Genomic DNA, 16,142 nt, shown 5'->3' on the forward strand with positions numbered 1-16,142 from the left:
GAGTGGGATGGTTGGACGTCTGCACGATTTCAAGATTTCAGTGGGTCTCAATCCAAGCATTAAGTCTCCCCATAATGGGACACGTCTTCTTAATCGAACCACTGATTCATACCGCTGGCAGAGACGGCTGGATATCTGCTTTGATCAGCATCCCCTCAGGCATTGTATTCGTCCTGCTGTTGAGCATTCTGCGAAGGAAGCTTCAAAGCACCTCGTTGCTGACAGGAACTGAAGAAAAAGCCGGTAGAGCAACAGCCGTCATTTTATGTGTAATCTTACTCGCCTATTTTCTGTTTGCTTCCGCTACGACGATGCGCGGTCTGGAAGAGTTCGTCAAAATAACCTTTTTGCCGGAGACGCCTCTCTGGGCTATCGGAACGAGCTTCATGCTTCTCATTTGGTTCAGCCTGCAAAGAAACATCGAATCCATCGCTAGAATAGCCGTTATCTTTTTTTTGATGACGATGATAACAGGACCGCTAGTTGGACTGACACTCATGCAAGAAAAGGATTATGCCCGTATTTTGCCGATCCTCGACCATGGGTGGGGACCTGCTCTGGAGGGCTCGCTTTACTATGTTGCATTGTGGGGGGAATTAATCTTAGTCCTCCTGCTTCAGACAAAATGGGTCGGAGTGCGTCATGACTTCAATGGCTTCTCCTTTCTTATTTTATTTAATGTCTTTTTGGGCGCATCGATGCTGATGAGTGCTATTGCTGTATTTGGGCTGCCCCTCTCGGAAAAATTGGACTGGCCCGTGCAAAATACAGTCAGACAAATAAAAATGGGCTTTATAAGCCGCGGAGACATTTATGGCTTATATACGATGACAGCAGGCTGTTTCATCCGGGTAGCGGTATTTTTATATGCCATCTGTGAATGTCTTGCCTTTCTTCTTTCCACCACTTATAAAAAACTGAGCGTACCTGTCTGTTTGGTTACACTTTTCATGTCTTTACTCGTGTTTTCCAATCATCAACAACTCTTGCAGGCCAATCACTCCTATTACAAGTATGGATACGTGCTCCTGTTGCTGCCGATTTTTTTGCTAATACTCTTCCGGATCAAAGGGGGAAAAACGCTAGAGAACCCTTGAGTAACAAAAGAAAAAGGCCACCCCAAGGCGGCCTTTCCTCTTATTTGGTTATTCCTTGATAACACGTATGGTTTGAAGCGTAGGGTCTTCAAAGCCTTGTACTGGTAAACCTGCCTCGATGTTTTTCTTCGTATAGATGAGGTTCTCTTCCGAAATGATCTCACCCGGGATAAAGATCGGAATACCTGGTGGATATACCATGACAAACTCCGCGATGATTCTTCCCACTGATTGTTCGACAGGAATCATCTCTGTCGGTGCGTAAAATGCATCACGCGGGGTGACAGCGAGCACCGGTATTTTTGGAAGCTGCATCTTCGGGCGGCTTTTTCTGTTTCCTTGATCCTCGGACCCGGCAGCCAGCTCCTCCAAGGCATAGACAAGAATTTGCAAATCTTCTTTCGTATCACTTGGTGTGATAATACAAACGATGTTATACAGGTCAGATAGCTCTACCTCAATGTTATAGCGGTCACGGAGCCATTTTTCAGCTTCATACCCCGTAATGCCGAGGTCTTTTACCGAGATGACCAGCTTGGTCGGATCATGTGCAAACGCTCCATTTGTCCCGATAATTTCTCTCCCAATGCAGTACAAATGATTAATTTTATTGATTTGTGCTCGTGCTTCGTTTGCTAGCAGAATCGTTTGATCCAATAGCGTTTTCCCGGATGTAACCAACCGTTTTCTCGCCACATCGAGCGAAGCAAGCAGTAAATAGGAGGTGGATGTCGTCGTGAGCATGCTATAGATAGCTTGTACACGCTGAATCGAAACGAGATTTCCCTGAATGTTCAACAACGAACTCTGCGTCAGAGAGCCTCCTAATTTATGCATACTGCTTGCTGCCATATCTGCACCAGCTTGCATCGCCGATAAGGGAAGCTTGGGATGGAAGTGAACATGTGAGCCGTGTGCTTCATCTACGAGTACAGGCACTCCTCTGGCATGCGCAATTTGAACGATACTCTTCAAGTCACCAGCAATTCCGAAATAGGTTGGATTAATGACTAGAACTGCCTTTGCATCGGGATGCTGTTCCAATGCTTTTTCCACAGCTTGCGGTGTAATTCCATGTGAGATCCCGAAAACAGGGTCTATTTCTGGATGTAAAAAAACAGGAGTCGCGCCCGATAAAACAATTCCGCTCATGATAGATTTGTGTACATTCCGTGGCACGATGATCTTGTCGCCGGGATTACATACCGCCATAATCATGGTCATAATGACTCCGCTCGTACCTTGAACAGAAAATATGGTGTGATCAGCGCCAAAGGCTTCAGCAGCCAATTCCTGCGCTTGTTTGATAATTCCTTTTGGTTGATGCAAATCGTCTAATGGTTCAATGTTAATCAAATCGATGGAAAGTGCATTTTTTCCCATGAACCATCGAAATTCAGGATCCATCCCTTTCCCTTTCTTATGACCTGGTATATGGAATTGGATTGGATTCTTCTGGGCATGCTTTCTCAGCCCGTTAAAGAGCGGCGTTTGCCCTTGAATCAACATTTTTCCCACCTCACTAACCTTCCTTGTTGTTTGAATGAGTGATGTTTCTGGGCTGATTATAAAATATGCGGCTCCTTCCTTCATGATCCAATCTTGACTTTTATGAACCATCCAATTTGTGTCCTTCCTCATAATTGGTCTGTTTCATCTTTCGCGAATTGGCTGGTTACACTGCTGGAGATTTCCCTTACAGTGTTGCTACCATGAAGTTTTGGAGGCCATATAGATGAAACAACTGCCCACGACACAATCGCGAAAAACATTAGAAAAGATACAATCCTATCAACCTGGAATGCCGATTTGGGAAATTAAAAAAATGTACGGACTCTCTCAGATCATTAAATTAGCCTCAAATGAAAATCCACTCGGCCCATCCCCAAAAATCATTCGCGCCATTCTCGGTGCGCTACCGGAGCTGCATCGTTACCCGGATGCCAATACAACGACGCTGAAGGAGCACTTGGCTGATCATCTTGAGTTAAGTCCGGAGCATTTAATCGTCACGAATGGTGGTGATGAACTGATCAAGCTCATTTCCGAAACCTATTTGGAGCCTGAGGACGAAATCGTCGTGCCTTCTCCTACCTTTGGTGAATATGAATTCGGCGCACATCTCATGGGAGCTGTCATCAAAACGGTTCCGCTTGAGGCTGATTATGCATTCAATATTTCTGCTATTTTGGCAGCCATCACGAATCGAACAAAGCTTGTCTACCTTTGTTCCCCAAACAACCCGACAGGCACCTATTTGACTCGTCAGGACTTGACGGTATTGCTAGACCACTTGCCAGATGGGGTGCTTGTGGTGCTCGACGCAGCATACAGTCACTATGCAACGGCTGACGATTACACTACGGGAATTGATTTTGTCTGCCAGGGATACCCTGTTCTCGTTTTGCAAACCTTCTCAAAAATTTACGCGCTTGCCGGTATTCGCGTCGGATTTGGTGTCGCTCATCCATCGGTGATCCAAAAAATCTTGAAAGTAAAAGAGCCGTTTAATGTCAATTCATTGGCACAAACAGCCGCCATTACCGCCCTTTCTGACGTGGAGCATTTTGAAAAATCCCTCACGGAAAACACCAAAGGCCGCAAGCAGTTATATGATGCATTCAATGAAATGAATATCCCTTATACGGTGAGTATGTCTAATTTTATCTTGGCAAAATTGGGGCCAAATGCAGGCAAGATTTATCAAGAGCTGCTGGAAAGAGGAATTATTTTGCGGTACGGTGACACTTGGGGGTTACCGGAGCATATTCGAATCAGTGTAGGTACGCTGGAAGAAAATCAAATCCTCATACAAAACCTCCATGAGCTATTGCTTAACGTAGGAAAATGAACGAAAAGCACCGGATAGAAAATGTCCGGTGTTTTTGCTTTTGCAAAGTGTTTCTTAAGCAGGATTCTCCTTGTGTTTACCCGTCGCCAATACTATACTGAATGCAAATTCCCCAATCATTTCCACACGAAGGGATGACTGAAATTTCATAACTTCACGAAAGCTTTCTCTCCATAGAAAGGTGGATCAGATGTCACTCAAACCTGAAGCTTTACAAAGCTACATCGACTTCCCAGATAAACAGCAAAGACTATACAAGCGAACGCTCTGGATTGTAGTCATCTCACAAATTTTTGGAGGCGCAGGACTTGCGGCAGGTGTCACCGTTGGGGCTCTCCTCGCTCAGGATATGCTCGGTTCGGAAAGTCTCGCGGGCATCCCTTCCGCATTGCTCACGCTTGGCTCTGCTGTCGCTGCATTGCTGGTAGGTCGACTCTCTCAACGCTTCGGACGCCGTTTGGGGCTCGCTAGCGGCTTCTTAGCCGGAGGTATTGGCGCAATTGGGGTGGTTATCGCAGCCGTCGCAAACAGTATTGTCCTTCTGTTTGCTTCCTTAATTCTGTATGGGGCTGGCACCGCTACTAACCTACAGGCCCGCTATGCAGGCACAGACTTGGCAAAGCCTAAACAACGCGCGACTGCCGTAAGTATTGCCATGGTCTCCACTACATTCGGAGCCGTTGCAGGACCAAACCTGGTGGAAGTCATGGGACGATTCGCTACATCCATCGGTGTCCCCGCACTGGCTGGTCCTTTCATCCTGGGGGCCGCAGCCTTTATCCTCGCTGGTCTCGTATTTTGGGTATTGCTTCGCCCGGACCCGTTCATCGTTTCGAAAGCAATCGCCGAAGCGAAACAGGTGGATCAGAGCTCCCCATCCTATCTGAATGAGAACCAGCTTGGAAGCAACAACCGGGGAATCATCGTGGGAGCCACCGTCATGATTTTGACGCAGATCGTCATGGTCGCTATTATGACGATGACACCTGTACATATGAAGCACCACGGACATGGTCTCTCCGAAGTAGGCATCGTCATCGGTTTTCATATCGGTGCGATGTACCTCCCCTCGCTCTTGACGGGTGTACTCGTTGACAAGATCGGTCGCTCTACAATGGCATATGCTTCAGGTGTCATACTACTTGCAGCCAGCATGACTGCTGCTTTTGCGCCAGCCGATTCGATGCCGCTACTCATCACCGCTCTTGTGCTGCTCGGACTGGGCTGGAATTTTGGATTAATTAGCGGCACAGCGCTCATCGTAGACGCAACGCAGCCCGCCACTCGTGCGAAAACACAGGGAACGGTTGATGTCTTGATTGCCTTGGCTGGTGCATCCGGTGGAGCCCTGTCTGGTATGGTCGTCGCCAATGCCAGCTACGCAACACTTTCCCTTGCCGGAGGCGTTTTATCGCTGTTGCTGGTCCCTGTCCTGATATGGTCCCGTAAAAAAAGTAAACACAGTGTAGAGATCTCCCAAAACTAAAGCCACCTGATGAGGGTGGCTTTTCTTCTACCCCAAGTACCCCGAAACAAAAAATAACACTGCCCACAGGCAGTGTCATTTTCCTCCAACCACTTTATTATCATGTCGCTCATTCGGACTATGCTCATCTACAATCTGTTTTAAGCTAGCGAAGCCAGGAGTAAATTTGCTGTTGGGAATCTTCTTCTTGGAAGAGAGATTTTTCGAGTAAACAGCAGTTTCGTTGCCTCTTTTCGCGAAGAACTCAGCTAATTTCATCGTATCCCACTCCTAACTAGCTCTCTTTAAGGTTTTGACCTTATTCACAAACTTGGTAACAAATCCTAATAATAACATATACGTAGTCAACCGCTCGAACTCCTGCATATTTTCGGGAGTAAATGTGTCATTCTTGTAAACGGCGACCGCAAATCCAAGCCTGAACTTACCAAAATTCTTCACAATTGCAAATTGTTCAATATCCGTGTTTTGAATACGTCCCTTTACTTGTTTATCGGCAATTCTGCAATCCTCTTGAAGCATGGAAGACAGTAATAGCGTACGTACTGTGTCAAAATCTTTCAACTCGGTTAAGTAAAACACTTCAAACTGCTTGTCATTATTCGTTGGTACGATCCAATAACAGCATAGCTCGTCCGGTTTCAATCCATAAATCGTCTTTACTTCCATTTCAAATGCCTTCATAAACGTGATCGCGTTCGCATTAATGATAGCTGTTGATTGACCGCTGCCATCCAAACTGTAAATGGCATTGGCCAATTCTTTCTCGCAATATTTTACTTCCATCTGGAACTCGATTTCGTTCCCTCTAATCTTGTTGCAGATGAACAAAACGATGAATACCATTCCTGCCAAAATGGCGGAATACAAGATAGACAAACCTAGAACAGAACCTAATGAAGCTAGTTTGTTTTCCTCATGTGGTGGTGCCAGGATAAACAGCCATTCTATCGGTTGAAACATCCACTTATGTATGACTGCTATCAAATCTGGCAGCAAACCTTTTAATAATTCAAATACGAGCCATGAGACCAGAACGAACAAGATGCCAAGAACAGAAAAAACAATCTTTACATGGCTCTGCACGAGATTCTTTAGCACCTGTAAACCTCTCCTTCTGGTAAAGTTTTACATTATTTTAACATTATATTTGGATTCTACAAATAGGAAAAAACTACCTACATTTAGGTAGTTTTTTAGGCGTCTCTATCGTAATCGTACTAACTTTTTGATTACCTATGTACTGTATCGTCTGCTGTATGATCTTGCTGTTCTCTTCGATTATCTTTAGTGGTTTAAATGAACTCAACAATTGCTTATTCCCCCTATCGGTATACTGGGTGTACTTCGTGACGAAACGCTCCCTTATTGGTCTGCCCATTTTTCACCTCTATCAAACACGAAATGCTCATCATGACCTTCATCCGTCTTGGTAATACCCCATACCTTATGCCGTTCTGATTTTGTTTAGACCCCTCTTCTAGGTGCTGCTTTTCCACTGTTAGTGACGGTTTTGTTACAAACAAGGTTGCTTCCATTGGCACAATTGACTTCCTCAATCCTTGCCATAATAAAGGATAATCCGAACGAAAAGGAGTTAGTCAGATGAATTCAGTGATAGCGAAGAACGAAACCATTCTTTCCTATATCATTGCCATAACGCTTATCTTGCTCATGGTAGCCGCTTCCGTCATACTCGATGATCCCGAAGTGATTCTACCAGAAATAGCAGCGATGGCGATTGGCATATGGGTATACCGAGAACCGGGATGGATCAGACAGCCCTCTAAAATTTTTGTGGCTCCGTCAATTACGGCTGCAATCGGATTTGCGATAAATCAAGTAGATTTGCCATATCTTGGAAAAGTCAGTATTACACTCGTGCTCATGATGCTTTTTTTACGAATCATCCAATCGAATTTTGGACCATCCCTTGCCACTGGCTTATTACCTCTGGTCACGAATGCCGTTGAATGGTCTTTTATGATCTCCGTCGTCATTTTTTCCTTTCTCATCATGCTCGGCGTTCTCGCCTTCAAATGGAATGACGGCCTGGAGAAGAAAGTGAAGATACCGTATCAGTATATGCTCGTGTTCTTGATTTTGATATTCGTGTGGATTGGTTTATGTTGGATGGCTGGTTACCCACAGTTAGCAGTTATTCCGCCCATACTCGTCGTTGTCTATGAATCTCTTCACAAGCCGATGTTCAACGGCAAGATGGCCTTCAAGCTCAGTCTGGTGTTAACCATATCGGCGACAGTCGGTACATTGCTCTACTTTGCGATTGATTCGTGGGTGATCGTCACGCTGCTAGACATGCTTTTGATGCTTGTTTTGTTACGCATCGTCGGCATGCGTGTCCCAGCCGCATACGCGTTTCCCCTGCTCCCCTTTGTCTTTCCAGTTGAAATGGTAGTCATGTTGCCCGTGGGTGCGCTCATCGCTTCTATTTTCATGTTTGGCTCCGTGCTTATGTACAAGAAGTGGGAGAGAAAAAGAAATCAGCTTCATGCCCCGAGGAATTAGCCCATAATAATAGAGCCACCCATCTTTGGGTGGCTCTTATCCTTACTTGGCCTTTGAGGTTACCTTTTCCACTTTGTTTTCGCCCAGTTTCACTTTGAATAGATCTTTTTTATCACGATCGGAAGCTTGATAGTCGTAAAAAAAGATGAAATCTCCTCCGATGTTTATCGCTTGACTGGAAATGCTGCCCAATGGATACAGTGGAGTTGTCTTGCCGTCCGTCATATTCATTCTGCCTACCGTATGTGCGTCCTTTATTTCTGAGATGTAGTATAGATGCTTCCCAGCAACAATGATCGGATTTTCTGCTGGAGGCAACCCTTTCTTGACGAGAGCGGTTTTCCCATCCTTTAGTCCGATTTTATAAACATCGACGACGCCTTTATCGTTTACCCATTTTGTGTAGTAAATGAAATCACCAGACAGACCGATAAGGGTCAGTTCTTTGTCTTTGCTTACGACCTTTTTCTGCGTTCCATTCCGCTTCATTTTGTATAGAAGACCACTCTTATCGGTGTAAAAAATCCAATCCTGATAGAAATAAACTTCCTCAAACTGATCAAGCAACTTCTTTTGATTTTTGCCGTTCGTGTCCATCCTGTACAAAGGACCGTAACCGTCTGCGTAGTAGATGATATCGCCTACTACATACAATTGGTGTACGTTATTGCGATCCCCTTCCGCAAGGCTTCCACTTTTGATAACTGTTTTCGAACTGCCGTCTGTCTTGATTTTCATGAGCTCCGTCACATCTTCATACGTATCATTGATATCGAAATGGGGCATCTCAAGCTGATAGATTTCTTTCCTAGGCTTATTGCGCGTATAGTAAATCCAGTCCCCTACCACATTCAGATTATCGGCCCAATCACTGCTCAACTGTTGAAGAGAGCTTCCATCCTTTTTGATTTTGTATAAGCCATCGTTGTTATAAAAAATCCACTCTCCTTGAACGGTGACAAAGCTTCGATTTGAATTGATATTGACAGGATCGCTGCCCATAACATTTATCACTGGCTTTTTCGTTGGCGCAGTCGCCATTGTTTGTTGATTGCCAAAACCAAAGACCACAACCAGACATACTGCCATCGCAATGGTGATCATCCATTTCCCTTTATGGTGCACCATGCATCCCTCCCGTTCATAGCCTATTATAGCCACAGCGGAGATATCCCCCATTCCTATACAATCCGGCAACACTGATTTATATGTATCAAAACGATTTCATTTTGTCCACCTTTATATGGATATTCAGGAAATTTATACACAAAACTACACAAACACATTTGAACAATGGGACGAGTTCTATTTATGATTTTCAGGAGGGATAACCGTGTCACAAGCAAATTTGCCGAATATTACTCCGACCATAACACTCACGCGTGACGACGCGATTAATTTATTATTGTCCTCTATTGCTATTGAAGAGCCAGGGTTAGGACATATCATTAACTCGGAGGGAGAAAAGCTTCAATTTATTCTGGGGACGCTTCCAGGGGTTACCGCCCCGCCAGCAACGATCAGCGATCTTTTAAATGTCAACCAGCGTGTACAAAATACGATAAAAACCATCAAGCAAAAGGAAATCATCTTGCAGAGTAAGCTTGACAGTATTTTAAGCACACCTATCTCAATCGGACCAACTGGAGCTACGGGTTCTACGGGTTCTACAGGGGCTACTGGTCCGACAGGTGGGACAACCGGGGCAACCGGAGCTACTGGGGCTGCCGGAGCTACTGGGGCTGCCGGAGCCACTGGATCTACAGGACCACAGCTTACCAATAGTGCGCATGTCTATAATTTGACTACGATTATAACAACCATTGCGAATCAGCCTGTTGCCCTCAGTAACAACGGTGTCATAACGGGAACCGATATTACCCACGTTGCGGGCTCACCTGATATTTTACTGGCAGGTGGCCATACTTACTTTGTCACTCATTCTGTCAATATGACGAACAACACACCTCCTGCCATGTTTCTCGCCCTGAATGGAGCTCCAGTTCCAGGTTCCGGATATACCATTGTTGCTGAAACACCCCTGGCCTCCACCTATTCCGCTATCATAACGACTCCTGTCGGGGCACCCAGTGTTCTTAACCTCGTGGCGGCAATCATCGGAACAGTCTTTTTTGCAGAACCGTTCCCTCCCCAAACAGCCAATGTCAGTATTACCGTCATCGAGTTATTTTGAGAATAGAAGAAGCCACCCATGATGGGCGGCTTCTTCTATTCTCTATGCTAAAGGGAAATGACACGCGACCTGACGATCCTGCCCTACCTCTATGAGCTCGGGAATCTCCTTGCTGCATCTCTCCTGAGCCATTGGACAACGAGGATGAAAACGGCAACCTGACGGCGGATTGGCCGGAGAAGGTACATCCCCTTGCAGGACGATCCGCTCTTGTCGCCGATGCGGAGTAGGCTTCGGAATCGCCGACAACAATGCCGCCGTATACGGATGCAGTGGCTGTGCAAACAAGTCATCCGTTCGTGCAATCTCCACCATTTTCCCCAAGTACATCACGCCTACCCGATCAGAAATGTGGCGTACTACATTCAGACCATGCGCGATAAATAGATAGGTCAGCCCCATCTCTTTTTGTAATTTCATCATCAGGTTCAAAACCTGTGACTGTACGGACACATCCAGTGCAGAAACAGCTTCATCCGCCACAATAAACCGTGGCGAGAGTGCAATCGACCGCGCAATACCGATCCGTTGCCGCTGTCCGCCAGAAAACTCATGCGGATACCGATTTCGTCTCGATGGATCGAGTCCCACCAGACTCATCAGCTCGACTACCCGCTCATCTATTTCCTTTGCAGATGCACGCAGATGAACCCGTAACGGCTCTCCAATAATATCGCTTACCAAAAATCGTGGATTCAACGAACCAAACGGGTCTTGAAAGATAATCTGCATATCCCGTCTCAGCTTCAAATTCTCTTGTCTATTCACCTGATGGATATTGGTTCCGTCAAACAGCACTTCTCCGCTCGTCGCCCTTTGCAAATTCAGCACGACACGCCCCAGCGTCGACTTCCCGCAGCCGGATTCTCCTACGAGCCCGAATGTCTCCCCTGGCCGAATTCCGAAAGATACATCATCTACGGCTTTTACATGACCGATGACACGGCTCAGCAAGCCAGCCTTAATCGGAAAATACTTTTTGATATGATTTGCTTCGATCAAATATTCCCGGTTCATTGGCGGTTCACCTCTGCTTTGCTTCCAGCGACTGAATTGGCACGCTGATTTATTCTGAATAGATTGCTGACATCTTCATTCAACCAGCAAGCCACTTGTTGTCCTGTAACAACCTCGCGCAAGATGGGTTCCTCTTTTCGGCATTTGTCGATGGCATGCGGACAACGCGGGTGAAAACGGCAGCCCGTCGGCAATTGGGTAATGCTCGGGATGGTGCCTTGGATCGTGTACAATTCTCCGCCGCGCTCCCCTTCAAATCCGGGGATGGACTGTAGCAAGCCAATCGTGTACGGGTGCCGGGGCTCGTCAAATATCCGTTCGACCGTTCCTTCCTCCACAATCGTTCCTGCATACATTACCGCAATACGATCCGCCATCTCTGCTGCTACCCCCATGTCATGGGTGATCAGCAAAATCGACATGCCCAGTTCCTTTTGCAGCCGTCTGAGCAAATCCAAAATTTGCGCCTGAACCGTAACATCTAGAGCAGTAGTTGGCTCGTCTGCTATCAGCATTTCCGGGTTGCAGGCCAAGGCCATCGCAATGACAACACGCTGGCACATCCCACCAGACATTTCGTGCGGGTACTGCTTCACTCGTACTTCTGGCGCCGGAATCCCAACTAGCCGAAGCATCTCGATCGCTTTTTTGAACGCATCCTGCTGACTCATATTTTGATGCAGCATCAAGCTCTCCGCAATTTGATCGCCTACCGTAAACACCGGATTGAGAGCCGACATCGGGTCTTGGAAGATCATCGCGATTTTGTTCCCGCGAATTTGCATCATTTCATCCAAGTCCTTTGCCGCCAGATCCTGACCGTGAAACATGACGTTCCCACTCTGAATAAATCCGCCCGCATAGTCAATCAATCGCATGACCGCAAGTGACGTCACACTTTTTCCACTACCGGATTCCCCTACCAAGCACACCGTCTGTCCTTTGCCAACGTTGATGCTCACTCGATCCGTGGCCTTGACCGTGCCGTCATCCGTAAAGAAGCAAGTGGTCAAATTTTTTATTTCGAGGATGTTGCGTTCCACTTGTTCAGCCTCCTTTTCGGGTTCTTCTTTTTCTTCCGTGGGTCGAATGCATCGCGAATGCCGTCTCCGACGAAGTTAACCGCAAGCACCACGAGTAAAATACAAAGACCAGGATAAAGTGCTTGCAAAGGATCGACCAGCATGAATTCCTGTGCCTTGCTCAGCATTAATCCCCAGCTTGTTTGAGGCGGTTGAATCCCCAAGCCTAAATAAGAGAGACCTGACTCTGACAGAATGGCCGAACCAACCATGAGAGTCGCGTACACAATGATCGGAGCCATTGCATTGCGTATCAGGTGACGCGTTATAATACCCCAGTGTGAAACGCCGATCGCTCTCGCTGCTTCCACATACTGCATTTCCCGTAGCTGCAAGAACTGTCCGCGCACCAGACGTGCCACACTTGTCCAGCTCGTCAGCGACAAAATCAGGATCATGTAGATAAATTCCGCTCCGAAGAGAGCCAGAACCAGGATGTTAAAGAACAGACTCGGAATGGAGTTCATCACGTCAACGAGACGCATGAAGCAGGTATCAATCCAGCCACCGAAATAACCAGAAATCGCTCCAATCAGCGTCCCGATGACGACCGCAGCAAAAGCAACGCTGAAGCCGACCAGCATAGACACCCGGCTGCTATGAATGAGGCGGGACAAGATATCACGACCGAGCTCGTCTGTTCCGAGCACATGCCCTTCTGTTCCAGGAGGCAGGTTGGTAATCATAAAATCAATCTTTGCCGGATCATGCGGTGCGACCCAATCGGCAAACACAGCAATTCCAATAAAAAACAGGAGTACGATTAAGCCACTAACGGCATACGGATTCCGCATAAATTTTTTGCCGGCGGTTGTCCAGAGTCCAGGGGGTTTTTGTCCAACGGGATTCGTCGGAAGCTGTCCTCCTGTCCGATTCGTTTCAACGACAGTGTCATCCTGAAGCTGTACTTGACTCATGCTGCCCTGCCTCCTTTACGTCCAAGCTGCACGCGTGGGTCAACCAGTGCGTAAATTAAATCGGCAAGCAGGTTTCCGATAATCACCATCAGTGAAATCAGCAACGTGATCGACATCAACACAGAATACTCACGCGCTACAGCCATTTCCACAAACAGACGCCCCATGCCTGGCCAGTTAAATACACTCTCAGTCAATGCTGCACCTGCTACCAGAGTCGGCAAATCCAATCCGATGATCGTCACAACAGGAATGAGTGCGTTCCGCAGGGCATGGCGGAAAATAACGCGTCTTTCCTTCATCCCTTTGGCACGTGCCGTCCGAATATAGTCCTGCTCCAAAACCTCAAGCATACTGGCACGCGTATATTTGACATAGGCTGCAATGTTCACCAGTGTTAACACCGTTACAGGTAGAATCAAGTGCAATATGAGGTCGCCTACTTGTCCCTCTTTCCCCATCGTGTACATGTCAGATAATGGGAGCAGATTCAGTTGCATCGCAAAATACTGCTGTAGCATAATCCCAAACCAGAAGGTCGGCATCGCAAATCCGAGATAGGCAACAATGGAGGCGATCTGGTCAGACAGACCGTATTGCTTTGTGCTGTTGTAGATTCCCCACGGGATGGCGATCAGCATGGAAAGCCCCCACGCTACAGACATGAGCACAAACGTATTCCAGACCGTCGGCCATAAAATATCACCAACCGGAACGTTATTTTTAAAGGTATGGCCCAAATCTCCCTGCAACAAATTTCCAACCCATTTCATGTATTGAATGTAGACTGGCTGATCCAACCCCATATTTTTCATCTGGATGAGTTGTGCTTCTGGAGACATTCCCGGTGAGAGCATGACTTTTAAGGGTCCTCCCGGTGCTGCATGCATCAGTCCGAACGAAACCACGGTGATCAAAAATAAGACAAGCACAGCTTGTAGTACGCGGCGTACCAAATATTCAGTCAATCCAGCATCCTCCTTTCGTTTGAAAGGGGAAGGGACATAAGGCTGCCCTTCCCCCCTTTCCTATTGCTAACCGCTACCAGCCGTGCTTATTTTTTGGTATCGTCGATCCACCAGTTCAAGAAGCCAAAGGTCTCCCCATATGGAATCATGGATACTGGTTTAAACTCATCCTTATATTTGACGCGAGAAGTCATGCCTCGTGGCGTTCCGTACTGATACATGAATACGTATGGCAGGTTCGTCGAGATTTCTTTTCCGACTTCTTTATAGATCGCTGCACGCTCCTCTTGTTTCACCGTGGATACAGCTTTTTCCCACAGCGCATCCAGCTTCGGATTGTCGTACCAGCCAGCGTTGTTGCCAGGCGGGAATGCCTTTTTCCCGAAAGTAGACATGCCATCCGGATCTGGGTCAGACAATTGCCAGCCGAGTAACAGAACCTGGAATTTACCAGGGTTGGCATACTGATCGACAAGAGCCGAGAAGTCTAATGCTTTTGGCTTCGCTTCAATTCCGATCTCTTTCAGGTTTTGCTGAATAACAACGGCTGCCTGCTCACGACGACTGTTCCCCGAGTTGAAAATGAATTCAAAGGAGAAACGATTGCCGTCTTTGGCAAGAATTCCATCTGCCCCGGCTACCCATCCGTCTTCTTTCAGTAGTTGTTTTGCTTTCTCTACACTATATTCGTAATGGACTGCCGCATCGCCCGGGTCTGCCCATGTACCTGGCAGGAACGGTGCATCCATAATTTTTCCGGTTCCTTTTAAGATATTGTCGATAATACCTTGACGATTGATTGCGTGGGCAATGGCCTGACGCGTTTTTTGACCTTCAAACAACCCGTAGTTGTTCGGGAAGTTCTTCTTGTCAAAGTTGAAGGCAAAGTATTCATAGCTAGGACCTGGCTCCGTCGAAATGTTGATCGTCCCTTTCGCCTTCACCGCTTCGAGCTGCGTGACAGGAATGGAATCTACCAAGTCAACGTCGCCTTTCATCAGAGCCTGTACTTGTGTGTTTTGATCCGCATAGATTTTGTACACAACCTTTTGAATATGCGGCTTCTTTTCACCCCAGTAATTTGGGTTAGCATCTAGCACATGGAATTCCTTTTGTTTCCACTCCGACCATTTGTACGGTCCGGAAGTAGGTGTCTTGGCTGGATCTTTTCCGTAAGAATGTGCTTGCAGTTCTTTAAACGGTACGTCTTTCAACACGTGAGCTGGTGCCAACTTTTGCATTAATCCAAAAGCAAACGGAGCGTACAATTGAGTCAATTTGATTTCTACGGTGTAATCATCCAGTTTTTTCATCTCTTTAACTTTGTCGTATTTCGTAATTTCTGGTGATCCAGTCTCAGGAGTTTTGATGGCATTAATGGTAAAAATCAGGTCGTCAGCCGTGATTGGCGTTCCATCGGACCATTTCGCATTATTCTTCATCTTGATTGTATAGGTGAGGCCATCCTCGCTTATTTTCGGCAACTCGGCTGCAAGGGACCAAGGGTAAACTGCTAAATCAAATGACGGGTTCCGATTGTACAAATAAGCCTGAGTGTACTCCATAACGTCACCGGATGCTGTGTCGTTTCCAAAAATCGGATTGATCGTGACGATGTCAGACGTGGTAGAATGAGTGAACGTTCCACCGTCTATTGGCTTCTCATCATCCGTACTGGTCGCCTGAGGAGCCACCTGCTCCACCGGTTTTTGTGTTGGTGCTGGTGTTCCTGGCGAAGCATTGTTCCCGCTTGAGCAACCGACCAACAGCGCGCCGGTTAACGAGAGCAACGCCAACGGCTTCAACCAACCTTTCCCTTTTTTCAAATCATTTCCCCCTCTTTCATGTGTTTTCAAGCCTTTTCCATAACGGGAAATACATCCCAAGACTTGTCTTATTAATATTAAATAATTTTCTGTTATTTGAAAATATTTTCCCTTTAAAAGATTTAAAAAAATCTGATGATTTTATATTCTTTTATAAACCTTAATAACTCCCCCT

General features: G+C 46.5%; 14 protein-coding genes. 5 read left to right on the forward strand and 9 right to left on the reverse strand.

Annotated elements, in window-relative coordinates:
- Window positions 1–2 precede the first annotated feature (2 nt).
- On the forward strand, window positions 3–1,097 hold the full coding sequence (locus tag ASG16_RS07195) for a GerAB/ArcD/ProY family transporter (protein ID WP_241970712.1): 1,095 nt from the start codon (window positions 3–5) through the stop codon (window positions 1,095–1,097).
- Window positions 1,098–1,145: 48 nt separating this feature from the next.
- Here ASG16_RS07195 and ASG16_RS07200 read toward each other — a convergent pair whose 3' ends face one another.
- On the reverse strand, window positions 1,146–2,603 hold the full coding sequence (locus ASG16_RS07200) for an aminotransferase class I/II-fold pyridoxal phosphate-dependent enzyme (RefSeq protein WP_056495687.1): 1,458 nt from the start codon (window positions 2,601–2,603) through the stop codon (window positions 1,146–1,148).
- 229 nt (window positions 2,604–2,832) lie between these two features.
- Here ASG16_RS07200 and hisC point away from each other — a divergent pair, with 229 nt between their 5' ends.
- Together hisC and ASG16_RS07210 are read left to right on the forward strand one after the other, a co-directional pair.
- The gene (gene hisC, locus ASG16_RS07205; RefSeq protein ID WP_056495322.1) at window positions 2,833–3,948 is read left to right on the forward strand and encodes a histidinol-phosphate transaminase; all 1,116 of its coding nucleotides are present in this window, start codon (window positions 2,833–2,835) and stop codon (window positions 3,946–3,948) included.
- Window positions 3,949–4,138: 190 nt separating this feature from the next.
- The gene (locus ASG16_RS07210; RefSeq protein WP_056495319.1) at window positions 4,139–5,434 is read left to right on the forward strand and encodes an MFS transporter; all 1,296 of its coding nucleotides are present in this window, start codon (window positions 4,139–4,141) and stop codon (window positions 5,432–5,434) included.
- A gap of 75 nt (window positions 5,435–5,509) precedes the next feature.
- Here the strand turns inward: ASG16_RS07210 and ASG16_RS07215 are convergent, their stop codons facing one another.
- Both ASG16_RS07215 and ASG16_RS07220 read right to left on the reverse strand, forming a co-directional pair.
- Window positions 5,510–5,692 (reverse strand): hypothetical protein, encoded by a 183-nt coding sequence (locus tag ASG16_RS07215; RefSeq protein WP_007723975.1) that lies wholly within the window; start codon window positions 5,690–5,692, stop codon window positions 5,510–5,512.
- 12 nt (window positions 5,693–5,704) lie between these two features.
- Window positions 5,705–6,535, reverse strand: a complete 831-nt coding sequence (locus ASG16_RS07220; protein WP_015893411.1) for a hypothetical protein — start codon at window positions 6,533–6,535, stop codon at window positions 5,705–5,707.
- A gap of 504 nt (window positions 6,536–7,039) precedes the next feature.
- Here ASG16_RS07220 and ASG16_RS07230 point away from each other — a divergent pair.
- A complete protein-coding gene (locus ASG16_RS07230; RefSeq protein WP_056495316.1) occupies window positions 7,040–7,963 on the forward strand; it encodes a hypothetical protein in 924 nt (307 codons plus the stop codon).
- Window positions 7,964–8,005: 42 nt separating this feature from the next.
- Here the strand turns inward: ASG16_RS07230 and ASG16_RS07235 are convergent, their stop codons facing one another.
- The gene (locus ASG16_RS07235) at window positions 8,006–9,091 is read right to left on the reverse strand and encodes a DUF5050 domain-containing protein (protein WP_056495314.1); all 1,086 of its coding nucleotides are present in this window, start codon (window positions 9,089–9,091) and stop codon (window positions 8,006–8,008) included.
- 205 nt (window positions 9,092–9,296) lie between these two features.
- Between ASG16_RS07235 and ASG16_RS30835 the strand changes: the two genes are divergently transcribed.
- Complete coding sequence (locus ASG16_RS30835) at window positions 9,297–10,157, forward strand: alpha-helical endospore appendage domain-containing protein (protein WP_056495311.1); 861 nt, start codon at window positions 9,297–9,299, stop codon at window positions 10,155–10,157.
- Between the two features lie 42 nt (window positions 10,158–10,199).
- Here the strand turns inward: ASG16_RS30835 and ASG16_RS07245 are convergent, their stop codons facing one another.
- The 5 genes from ASG16_RS07245 to ASG16_RS07265 all read right to left on the reverse strand — a co-directional run bounded on the left by ASG16_RS07245 (window position 10,200) and on the right by ASG16_RS07265 (window position 15,967).
- A complete protein-coding gene (locus tag ASG16_RS07245) occupies window positions 10,200–11,174 on the reverse strand; it encodes an ABC transporter ATP-binding protein (protein ID WP_047069647.1) in 975 nt (324 codons plus the stop codon).
- Window positions 11,171–12,217 carry an ABC transporter ATP-binding protein gene (locus ASG16_RS07250; protein ID WP_056495307.1) on the reverse strand — a complete coding sequence of 349 codons (1,047 nt, stop codon included), beginning with the start codon at window positions 12,215–12,217 and terminating at the stop codon, window positions 11,171–11,173. The genes ASG16_RS07245 and ASG16_RS07250 overlap by 4 nt, the downstream gene beginning before the upstream one ends.
- On the reverse strand, window positions 12,193–13,173 hold the full coding sequence (locus ASG16_RS07255; protein ID WP_056495304.1) for an ABC transporter permease: 981 nt from the start codon (window positions 13,171–13,173) through the stop codon (window positions 12,193–12,195). The genes ASG16_RS07250 and ASG16_RS07255 overlap by 25 nt, the downstream gene beginning before the upstream one ends.
- Entirely contained in the window at window positions 13,170–14,141 is a 972-nt protein-coding gene (locus ASG16_RS07260) for an ABC transporter permease (protein WP_056495301.1), read from the reverse strand. Before ASG16_RS07260 ends, ASG16_RS07255 begins: the two co-directional genes overlap by 4 nt.
- An 86-nt stretch (window positions 14,142–14,227) precedes the next feature.
- Window positions 14,228–15,967: a peptide-binding protein gene (locus ASG16_RS07265; protein ID WP_056495298.1), complete on the reverse strand. Its 1,740-nt coding sequence runs from the start codon at window positions 15,965–15,967 to the stop codon at window positions 14,228–14,230.
- Window positions 15,968–16,142: the final 175 nt, after the last annotated feature.

Source organism: Brevibacillus sp. Leaf182, assembly GCF_001423865.2.
GTDB lineage: Bacteria > Bacillota > Bacilli > Brevibacillales > Brevibacillaceae > Brevibacillus > Brevibacillus brevis_C.

Excerpts from the sequence above, each read along its gene's own strand:
- hisC (WP_056495322.1), top strand. The coding sequence starts at position 2,833 with ATGAAACAACTGCCCACGACACAATCGCGAAAAACATTAGAAAAGATA.
- ASG16_RS07210 (WP_056495319.1), top strand. The coding sequence starts at position 4,139 with ATGTCACTCAAACCTGAAGCTTTACAAAGCTACATCGACTTCCCAGAT.
- ASG16_RS07215 (WP_007723975.1), bottom strand. The coding sequence starts at position 5,692 with ATGAAATTAGCTGAGTTCTTCGCGAAAAGAGGCAACGAAACTGCTGTT.
- ASG16_RS07230 (WP_056495316.1), top strand. The coding sequence starts at position 7,040 with ATGAATTCAGTGATAGCGAAGAACGAAACCATTCTTTCCTATATCATT.
- ASG16_RS07235 (WP_056495314.1), bottom strand. The coding sequence starts at position 9,091 with ATGGTGCACCATAAAGGGAAATGGATGATCACCATTGCGATGGCAGTA.
- ASG16_RS07245 (WP_047069647.1), bottom strand. The coding sequence starts at position 11,174 with ATGAACCGGGAATATTTGATCGAAGCAAATCATATCAAAAAGTATTTT.
- ASG16_RS07255 (WP_056495304.1), bottom strand. The coding sequence starts at position 13,173 with ATGAGTCAAGTACAGCTTCAGGATGACACTGTCGTTGAAACGAATCGG.